Annotated in this window: 1 protein-coding gene; it reads right to left on the bottom strand. The window is 49.8% G+C overall.

The genetic code is table 11. The features are described 5' to 3' along the window. Window positions 1–45 precede the first annotated feature (45 nt). Window positions 46–725 (bottom strand): PTS transporter subunit EIIC (locus R7R24_RS26740; RefSeq protein ID WP_318120122.1); only part of this gene is annotated, 680 nt, incomplete at its 5' end.

Here is a 725-nt window from a genome sequence, read left to right on the forward strand (position 1 = left end):
TCGCTGGGAGGTTGGCAAATCTTACCTAGATTGGGGGAGGTAAGATCAGGAGGTGGCGAGTACGCTGTGCACTTCTGACTTAATTGAGTCAGACTGCGTGCCGAAAATCGCTTGTAAACTGTCGCCAATCACTAACACATCTCGCGCGCCAAGTGCTTTTATCTTAGCAACATCAACGTTGGCAATGTCTTTCACCGAGACACGCAGACGAGTGATACACGCATCGACTGACTTAATATTGGCTTTGCCGCCCAATGCAGCTACTACATCCACCGCAATTTCATCAGGCTCTCCGGTAATCTTCACTTCTGCAATGTCGGTTTCACGACCCGGCGTTTTCAGATCCAACTTCACAATTAGGAAGCGGAACAAGCCGTAGTAGAGCGTCGCCCAGATTGGACCGATGATGATGAACATCCACGCGTTGCTCGACATTGGGTAGTAAAGGAAGAACTGGATCGCGCCGTGCGCAAAGTCAGTACTGTGTTTGATTTCCAAAAATGCGGTGATCGCAAACGCAATACCAGTTAGGAAAATATGGATCACGTACAGCACTGGCGCGACGAATAGGAAGGTAAATTCGATTGGCTCTGTGATACCAGTTAACCAAGAGGTCAACGCCGCAGACATCATCAAACCGCCGACGATTTTCTTACGCTCAGGAGACGCGCAGTGGTAAATCGCCAATGCCGCTGCTGGTAGCGCCCACATGGAGTACATAAAGC

The sequence above is a fragment of the Vibrio sp. 704 genome, from assembly GCF_033339295.1.